The sequence below is a fragment of the Pseudomonas antarctica genome (assembly GCF_900624995.1).
In the GTDB taxonomy this organism is placed as follows: domain Bacteria; phylum Pseudomonadota; class Gammaproteobacteria; order Pseudomonadales; family Pseudomonadaceae; genus Aquipseudomonas; species Aquipseudomonas antarctica.
In genome coordinates, this window is record NZ_UYXQ01000160.1 from 1 (window position 1) to 7,533 (window position 7,533).

General features: G+C 61.5%; 7 protein-coding genes. All 7 read right to left on the bottom strand.

The window, feature by feature from the left end; all coding sequences use genetic code 11:
* A partial coding sequence (locus E0F99_RS27725; RefSeq protein ID WP_130909049.1) for a Gfo/Idh/MocA family protein occupies positions 1-508 on the bottom strand: 508 nt, incomplete at its 3' end.
* 154 nt (positions 509-662) lie between these two features.
* Positions 663-1,673: a bifunctional inositol 2-dehydrogenase/D-chiro-inositol 1-dehydrogenase gene (gene iolG / locus E0F99_RS27730; protein ID WP_083358072.1), complete on the bottom strand. Its 1,011-nt coding sequence runs from the start codon at positions 1,671-1,673 to the stop codon at positions 663-665.
* A gap of 19 nt (positions 1,674-1,692) precedes the next feature.
* Positions 1,693-3,624 (bottom strand): 3D-(3,5/4)-trihydroxycyclohexane-1,2-dione acylhydrolase (decyclizing), encoded by a 1,932-nt coding sequence (iolD, locus tag E0F99_RS27735; protein WP_083358071.1) that lies wholly within the window; start codon positions 3,622-3,624, stop codon positions 1,693-1,695.
* An 88-nt stretch (positions 3,625-3,712) separates the two neighbouring features.
* On the bottom strand, positions 3,713-4,534 hold the full coding sequence (locus E0F99_RS27740; RefSeq protein ID WP_083358070.1) for a TIM barrel protein: 822 nt from the start codon (positions 4,532-4,534) through the stop codon (positions 3,713-3,715).
* Positions 4,535-4,559: 25 nt separating this feature from the next.
* Positions 4,560-5,348, bottom strand: a complete 789-nt coding sequence (gene iolB, locus E0F99_RS27745; protein ID WP_083358069.1) for a 5-deoxy-glucuronate isomerase — start codon at positions 5,346-5,348, stop codon at positions 4,560-4,562.
* Complete coding sequence (iolE, locus tag E0F99_RS27750) at positions 5,348-6,238, bottom strand: myo-inosose-2 dehydratase (protein WP_083358068.1); 891 nt, start codon at positions 6,236-6,238, stop codon at positions 5,348-5,350. The genes iolB and iolE overlap by 1 nt, the downstream gene beginning before the upstream one ends.
* Positions 6,239-6,420: 182 nt before the next feature.
* Positions 6,421-7,533: IolC C-terminal domain-containing protein (locus tag E0F99_RS27755; protein WP_130909050.1), on the bottom strand; the 1,113-nt coding region annotated here is incomplete at its 5' end.

The following is a 7,533-nucleotide window of genomic DNA, read 5'->3' on the forward strand; positions in this document are numbered from 1 at the left end:
GGTCACGCAGCCAGCCGCCGCCACTGGCATTACCCACGGCGTGCGGGCTGAAGCGCTCAACACGCGATTCAAAGCGGGTGATCTGGCCCAGGGCACCGGCGTCGATCAGTTTGCGCAAGGTCAGGAAATCCGAGTCCCAGCGCCGGTTCTGGTAGACACAGAGCTTCACGCCTTGGCGTTCGGCGGCAGTGATCAACGCCTGGGCCTGTTCAGCGTTGCTGGCGAACGGTTTGTCGCTGACCACGGCAACCCCGTGTTCGATAGCTTCCAGTACCAGCGCCGGGCGGCCCTTGAGCGTGGTGGAAATCACCAGGGCGTCAACACCGGCTTCAACGATCTGGCCGATGGCGTCGAACGCCTTGAGGCCCGAGTGGTCAGTCGCCAGTTGCTGACGGCGTTCCGGTGAACGCGTCACCACGCCGACAAACGTCGCGCCGGGCAACGTTGCAATCAAAGGCGCGTGAAAGAAGCGGCCGCCGTGACCGTAGCCGACTAGTCCAATTCGCATACATACACTCCTTCTAGCACTGAAAACCCAATCAAATGTGGGAGCTGGCTTGCCTGCGATAGCAGTGTGTCAGTCAATGAACCCGTCACTGAAAGGCTGCTATCGCAGGCAAGCCAGCTCCCACACTGACCGCATTCCACCTGTGCGAATATGATTAGCCGTAGAAGCGCGGACGATCCGGCAAGCTCACCTTCACAATCTGCTCACTGCTCTGCGCTTGGATACATGCATCCGCCGCCACTGCCGCGGCAAACCCATCCCACGCCGACGGCCCGCCGACTTGCCCGGCGCGCACGCTATCAATGAAGGCCTGCAACTCCACGTCATAGGCGCCGATAAAGCGGTCCTTCCAATCCATCAAAATCGCATTCGACAGTTTGGCCCCGCTACGCAGTTGCACCTGCGAAGGCTCCGGCAGTTTGGCGATACCGGTCTCCCCGACCACTTCGCACTGGATGTCGTAGCCGTACTGGCAGTTCACAAACACCTCCACATCGATGCGCGTGCCCTTGGCGGTTTCCAGCAGCACGATCTGCGGGTCACGCAGGTGGGCCAGGGCCTTGCTCGACTTGCGCGGAAACACCACCTGCACCGACACGTAGTCGTCGTCGAGCAGCCAACGCAACACATCCAGCTCGTGGATCAAGGTGTCGGTGATCGCCATGTCGGTCTTATAGTTCTCGCCTACTGTCGGGTTGCGGTGCGCGCAGTGCAGCATCAACGGCTCGCCGATCTGGCCGCTGTCGATCACGGCCTTGAGGGCACGATAGCCTTCGTCATATGGGCGCATGAAGCCCACTTGCACCAGGCGCTTGCCGTAGGCGACTTCGGCGTCGACGATCTTGCGGCAGCCTTGCGCGGTCACGGCCAAGGGTTTTTCGCAGAACACCGGCTTGCCCGCAGCGATGGCGGCGAGCACGAACTCCTCGTGGCTCGGGCCCCAGGAGGTCACCAGAATGGCTTCGACTTGCGGCGAGTTGATCAACGCATGGCCGTCCGCGTACACCTCGGCGCTCAGCTTCAAATCAGCGACGACCTTGGCGGCTTGCTCAAGGTTGATGTCGGTCACCGCCACCACCTGGCTATTCAGCAGGGTCTGGCTGCAGCGACGGATATGGTCACGGCCGATGGCGCCCGTACCGATAACACCCAGCTTCAACGACATACATTCACTCCTCTTGTTATTAGTACTGCCGGGCTTTCGCCAGCTGTTCATTGAGTTTTTTCGCGGCGCCATTCGTGCGCTCGCTGGTCGACACCTGGGCCACACCCACCCGCCACCACGACAGGTAGCCGTGGATCATGGTTTTGGGCAGTACCTTAATATCGATCAGCGTCGACACCGTTTGCGTGCGCGCATCGGCCAGGGCCGCGTCGAGTTGCTCCACGGTGCTGACTTTGTAAGTCTTGCAACCATAGGCTGCCGCGCTCATGGCGAAATCCACCGGTACCAGGCCGCCGTCAAGCTTGCCGCTCTCGGGGTCGCGGAAGCGGAATTCGGTGCCGAAACTGCCCATGCCATTGCCGATCTGCAGGTTGTTGATGCAACCGAAGGCCATGTTGTCGAGCAACACCACGTTGATCTTGCGCCGCTCCTGGATCGAGGTGGCCAGCTCCGAGTGCAGCATCATGTAGGAGCCATCGCCGACCAAGGCGTAAACCTCTTTAGACGGTTCGGCCAGCTTCACGCCGAGGGCAGCATTAATCTCGTAGCCCATGCACGAATAGCCGTACTCGACGTGGTAGGTGTTGACGCCCTTACTGCGCCAGCTGCGCTGCAAGTCACCGGGCAGGCTGCCAGCGGCGGCGACGATGATCGCGTCATCGGCCAGGCTGTCATTGAGCACGCCAAGTACGCGGCTCTGGGTCAGGCACGAGCCGGTCAGCTCGATAAATTCGCGCAGCACCGCGCGGTCCAGGTGGTCATCGACCTCGGGCACAAAGTCGTCGCCCTGGTATTGAACCTGATGCACGCGGTCCACTTCCGCATCCAACTGCGCCTTGGCGTCGCGGATCTGCTCGCCCCAGCCGGCGCGGTAGTCGCCCAAGGCATCCGCCAGCGCCTCAAGGGCGACCTGCGCGTCCGCCAGCACTTGTACACCGTCGAGTTTCAAGGCGTCGCAAGGGCTGATGTTCAGGTTGAGAAACTTCACCTCAGGGTGCTTGAACAGTGATTTCGATGAAGTGGTGAAGTCGGTGTAACGCGTGCCGATACCGATGATCAGGTCAGCTTCGGGGGCCAGCAGGTTGGCTGCCAGGCAACCGGTTTCACCGATGCCGCCGACGTTCAGCGGATGGCTGGACACCACCGCGCTCTTGCCCGCCTGGGTCTCAGCGAAGGGAATATCAAAGCGTTCGGCAAAGGCCTGCAGCGCGGCATTCGCGCCGGAGTACTTGACCCCGCCGCCACAGATGATCAGCGGCTTGCGCTTGCCCCGGAAGGCGGCCACCGCGTCACCGATCATCGCTTTGGTCGCCGGACGGCGCTCGATACGGTGCACACGCTTTTGCAGGAAGTAATCGGGATAGTCCCAGGCTTCGGCCTGCACATCCTGCGGCAAGGCCAAGGTGACGGCGCCGGTTTCCGCCGGGTCGGTGAGTACGCGCATCGCGTGGATCGCCGCTGTCATCAATTGCTCGGGGCGGTTGATGCGATCCCAGTATTTGCTCACGGAACGGAACGCATCGTTGGTGCTGATACTCAAGTCATGAAACTGCTCGATCTGCTGCAGCACCGGGTCAGGCTGGCGACTGGCGTAGACATCGCCGGGCAACAGCAGCAACGGGATACGGTTGGCGGTGGCGGTTGCAGCGGCGGTGAGCATATTCGCCGCGCCCGGGCCTACGGAGGCGGTGCACGCATAGATCTTGCGCCGCAGGTGCTGCTTGGCAAAGCCGATGGCAGCGTGGGCCATGCCCTGCTCATTGCGACCTTGATGCACCACCAGGTCACCGCTGTCCTGCTCCAGCGCCTGGCCCAGGCCAAGCACGTTGCCGTGGCCGAAAATGGTAAAAACCCCGGCGACAAACTTGCTCTGCACGCCATCGACTTCGATGTATTGGTTATCCAGAAACTTCACCAGGGCCTGGGCCATGGTCAATCTTGTTGTGGTCATCACTTGCACCTTGAGTAAATGCAGATCCATTGATCAACAGAGATTTAATGTGGGAGCAGGCAAGCCAGCTCCCACAGGTTGATCGGCGTCAGGTCCGGTTTTTTTGTAAATGGGCGATGCTTGCCCCAATGGCTTGCTGGATGTCGGCTAGGCCATGCACGCTCTCGGCAAACGGTTCGAACGACAGGTAGCCGCCGTAGCCGGTGCTGAGCAAGGTGTCGATCTGCGCGGCATTGCCGAGGATATCGCCCTCGCCCACCAGCACGCGGTGGCCGTCACGAATGGAGTTGAGCGGTGCTGCGGCATCTTCGACGCCGGAGATATGCACCAGGCCGGTCAGTTGCGCGAAGAACGCCTGCTCGCCGGCCAAGTGATGATGGAAGGTGTCGTGCACCAGGCGGAACACATCCAGGCCGCCGATGGACTGGATCGCGTCCACCGCCACGCGCTTGCGGCGCAGCGCAGAGTCTTCGAAACCCAGCGGCTCGATAAAGCCCAGAAGCCCGTATTCGCGCAGGATCGGCGCCAACTCACTCAGCGCGGTGCGCAAACCGGCCGCGCGCTGGGCTTCGTTGCGCGTATCGCCGCACTCATTGAACGGGCACATCACCAAGCCTTGGGCGCCGCATTCACGGGCATAAGTCGCGAGTTTGATCGCCTGGGCGCGGCGCTCGTCATTCCACACGTCAAACGGGTACAGCGCGTTGATCGACAGCACCGTGATGCCCTGCACCTCGCACAACTCGCGCACGCGGCTGGCCGGGGTGCCGTATTCGATTTCATTGCCCTTGAGGTCATTACGAATCTCGATGGCGTCGCACTTGAGGGACGTCGCCAACTGGATAAAGTCCGGCAGAGAAAGGTTGGGCGCGACCATGCGGTTAAGGGCAAAACGAAGAGGCGACTTCATTGTTATTGTTCTCCATTCCAACCGGTTAGAGGTCCAGCAGCCAGCTGTGCTGCGGGTCGTTGTGGAAATGCCAGGCGCGCTTGGGGCCGGCCATCACGTTCAAGTAATACGACTCGTAGCCATACGGCACGCTGACCGGGTGATAACCTTTGGGCACCACCACCAGGTCGCTGTTTTCCACGGCCATGGCCTGGTCGATGCTGCGATCGTCGGTGTACACGCGTTGGAACACGAAGCCCTGGGGCGGGTTGATCTGGTGGTAGTAGGTTTCTTCAAGAAAACTCTGGTGCGGCAGGTCGTCGGTGTCGTGCTTGTGCGGCGGGTAGCTCGAGGAGTGCCCCGACGGCGTGCGCACTTCCACCACCAACAGCGAATGGGCCGGCTCGCTGTCAGGCAGGATGTCGCACACATAACGGGTGTTGGCGCCCTTGCCGCGTACGCTGCGTTTACACTGTTCGGGGCGGATCAGGCGCGGCTCGAAACCCGGCGCACCGGGCGCGGCGCAAACGGCGATTTGCACGTCGCTCAAGGCCGTGACCTGCGCATCAATGCCTGGCGGCAAGTAGGCGGCGAAGGGCGATTTGTCTTCAAATACCGACTGGCGATCACCGAGGTTCTGCCAGTTGAACCCCTCGCCTTCGATAGTCACCCGGCCGCTGAGCAGCACCAGGCACAACTCCTGATCACCGGCAGTAACCGGCAGGGTTTCGCCCAGGCTCAGGCGGTAGGCGGCAAAGCCTACGTACTCCAGGCGCCCTTCTTCCAGGGCGACCATGGTTTGCCCGCGTTTGCTACTTTTGACCAGCAGGCTCATCACTTAGTCCTCTCGTTGAGCAGCGCGCGCAAGGTGTCATAGCCCTTTTTCGCATAGATATAGCTGGGCGCCACGGCCGGGTCCTGCTCGGCTTCCACCACCAGCCAGCCTTCGTACTGGGCGGCCAGCAGCACATCGAGCAACTCGGCAAAGTCGATATCGCCGTCGCCAGGCACGGTAAAGGTGCCGTTGACAATACAGTCGGGAAAGCTCCACATCTGGTTGCGTGCCAGTTGCACCACCGGTTTGCGCACGTCCTTGAAATGCACGTGGCAGATGCGCTCAATGTGTTTGCGCAGTACCTCGATGGGCTCACCACCGCCCATGTAGCAGTGGCCTGAATCGAACAGCAAGCCGACTTCCGGGCCCGTTCGTTTCATAAGCTGGTCAATGTCTTCGGGGGATTCGACGTAGGCGCCCATGTGGTGGTGGTACGCCAGGCGCACGCCTTGGGACAAGGTGAAGCGCGCCAACTCCGTGAGTTTATCGGCGTAGTCCTGCCAGGCGTGTTCGCTATGGAAACGCGGGCGCTCGATCAGGCGCACCTTGGCGCCCTGGATCGAATCGGCGACTTCGCCGTACACCAGCACCTTGGCGCCGTTGAGTTTCAGCAGCTCGACGTGGCCGGCGATGGCCTCGATTTCTTGCGCCACGGAGCGCCGCGCCAGGCGGCTGGAATACCAGCCGGAGACCAGCGCCAGGTCATAGGGGCGCAGCACATCGCCGACGCCTTTGGCGTCCTTGGGGAATTTGCCGTTGAGTTCAAAACCTTCGTAGCCGATCTCCTTGCCTTCGCCGAGGGCAGTGCTCAGGGGCGTTTCACCGCCCAGGGCCGGCAGGTCGTCGTTGCTCCAGGAGATCGGGTTGATGCCAATTCGAATTGCGGGCATGGCTGCACCTTTTTGTTGTTTTCCAGCTATCACTGAGGTCTGGCTTTATGGGGGAGCTGGCTTGTCTGCGATAGCATCACATCGGCTTGGCAGTTGGACCGAGTCGCCTGCATCGCGGGCAAGCCCGGTTCCCATAAAAAGCAGCGCCCACATTGGATTGCATTTCAAGTTGAAGACTGTGTTTAGGTTCGGGCACTGCGCCAGGCGTTGATCAGCTGTTCGAAGGTTTGCTGCACTTGCTGGATCAGGGTTTCATCATCAATCTCCCCCGCCATCCACGCGCGGCTGGGTTCCTGGAAGATCGTGCGGCCCACCGCAAACCCGCGGCAAGTGGTGCTGTGCCTGGCTTGCTGGAAACCACCGGCAAGGCATTCAGCCGAAGCGTTGAGGCCCAGCAGCACCACGCCACGGCAGTACGGGTCACGTTCCTGGATCAGCTCGTCGAGCTTTTTCCAATCCTCGGCCGACTGCGCCTCGATCTTCCACCACGCCGGGTAGATGCCCAGGTTGTACAGGCGCTTGAGGCTGCGATAGAGCACATCGGGATAGGTCGACGGGTGATCCTTGGGCGGAATGACTTCCAGCAGCAGTTCATGGCCGCTGACCAGCGAGGCTTCGTACACCGCTTTGAGTTGCGCTTCCTGCTCCAGGCGCAGCATCGGCTCGTCATCGGGGTGGTATTGCACCAGGCACTTGATGATCTGTTCTTGGGGCCAGGCGATCAGGTTGCTGCCCACCGAACGGCCGTGCTCGAACGCCAGCGGGCGCGAGTTCTGCACTTCTACCGGGCGGGCAATCCACCAGCCGCGACCGCTGGCGGCGTTGAGCGCGTCCTGGCCGAAGCGCTGATCGGCCAACAGGCCCACATCAGCGTCGACACCTTGCTCGCGCAGTTTGCCCTCGACGCGTTCGATGGCTTGGATAAACAGCTGCTTGATGTCGCTGATACGTGCCGTGTCCTGCCCGCCTTTTTGCGCCAGGTCCACCAGTTGCCAGCGATGATCGAAGGCAAACACGAACAGCTGCTTCCAGGCTTTGCGCGGCACCGTGACGCGGTGCAGGCGTTGCAGGGTAACGTCTTGATCGGGCCGGGTGATGGGCACCGGGCTGTTGAACAGGTAATCCAGTTCGGCAGGCGTGGGCATGGCCGGTGCGCAGGCGTGGCGGGACACCACCAGGCCGCCGCAGGCATTGGCCAACTGGCTGCAACGTTCGTCGTTGGCATCCTTGAGCCAGCCGCTGAGGAAGCCCGACATGAACGCATCGCCGGCCCCCAGCACGTTGAGCACTTCAAC